The 1242-nt window shown below is 41.9% G+C and carries 3 protein-coding genes; 1 reads left to right on the top strand and 2 read right to left on the bottom strand.

Annotation, left to right across the window (positions count from 1 at the left end; translation table 11 throughout):
• Positions 1 to 124: 124 nt before the first annotated feature.
• Positions 125 to 430 (top strand): hypothetical protein, encoded by a 306-nt coding sequence (locus F6K49_RS50375; RefSeq protein WP_293110388.1) that lies wholly within the window; start codon positions 125 to 127, stop codon positions 428 to 430.
• Here F6K49_RS50375 and F6K49_RS50370 read toward each other — a convergent pair.
• Together F6K49_RS50370 and F6K49_RS50365 are read right to left on the bottom strand one after the other, a co-directional pair.
• Positions 427 to 969: a transposase gene (locus F6K49_RS50370; protein ID WP_293110386.1), complete on the bottom strand. Its 543-nt coding sequence runs from the start codon at positions 967 to 969 to the stop codon at positions 427 to 429. The genes F6K49_RS50375 and F6K49_RS50370 overlap by 4 nt on opposite strands.
• Positions 966 to 1242: transposase (locus F6K49_RS50365; RefSeq protein WP_293110384.1), on the bottom strand; the 277-nt coding region annotated here is incomplete at its 5' end. The genes F6K49_RS50370 and F6K49_RS50365, both read right to left, overlap by 4 nt.

Below are 1242 nucleotides of genomic sequence, written 5' to 3'. Positions count from 1 at the left end.
CCGATTCCCGATTCCCGATTCCCGTTTTCCGATTCCCGATTCCCGATTCCCGACTCCCTGAATCATTGCATAGGTTCAGGAATCTCTCAGATATAGGGAAGTAGAGAATAATTCAATATCCGATATGAAACTTAAGCAGGTCTTATTTTTGGGACTTCTCACTGTCTGCCTCACCCCTGGGGAACTCCCTGTTTTGGCTAGATTCCTGAGTTTACCACCAGTGGCTCAAGAACAAAACACGGTTAGCCCAGAGCAAGAAGGGACTTTAGCCCCTAGGGATGCCATAGTTCAAGTAGACCTTAAGCAAGCAGAGGCGGGCAAACTATATCAGCAGGGAATTAGTCACTTTGGTCGCAGTAAGTTCCCAGAAGCATTACAGTCTTGGCAGCAAGCATTGGTGATTTATAGAACCTATTTGAGATCTTTTTAAGCAGTAGCTAATCTTTTCAACATCAGTCGAACAAAACACAAACTAATCTTGGTATTAGCATGCTCAAGAGTCCTTTCAAAATTCTTGACCAAACTCTTACATCTTTCCATCCACGAATTAGTCCTTTCGATTACCCACCGCGCTTTTACTGGTACAAACCCAGTTTTACCTTCTTTTTTCTTCTGAGCTTTGGATGGCTTAGCCGAAAGCTGAAATCTAATTTTGCTCATAATCTGAGGATAAATTTTCTCTAATTCCTGTGTCAGTTTTTCTGGGTGATATCCATGGTCAAGCAATATGGTAATTTTGGGAATATTGACAGGCTTGGATTTGAAGTAGTCGATGTTGTCCGACAACATTTCAATCAACCCAACATCGTCAGACACCGATGCTTTGGTGCAATGGCTAAAAAACGGAAAACCCAAAGTATCTACTGCTAAATGTCTTTTGATGCCATTGGTAGACTTGTAAAAACAAAATCCTTTGGAGGAGACACTGGCATTACAGGTGTTTTTGACTGCTTGGGAGTCAATCATCATGAGGGTTGTCCATTGCCCTTTTTTTTTACTTGCTCACGTACTCGACGATGTAGGATGTCCCTAAGGTTTTCAATTACTCCTTGTTCTCGCCACTGTTTGTAGTACCAAAACACTGTGGAATAAGGAGGTAAGTCTTTAGGTAAATCGCACCAATTACAACCATTCTTGAGTTGGTACAAGATACCATCTAATATCTGCCTCTTGCTCCACTTTGGTGGCCTAGTTTGCTTCTTTTTGGGCAACAGAGGCTCGATTATTTCCCATTCAAGATCA

This window comes from Moorena sp. SIO3I6 (genome assembly GCF_010672095.1).
This window is presented reverse-complemented; position numbering and strand designations above follow the sequence as displayed.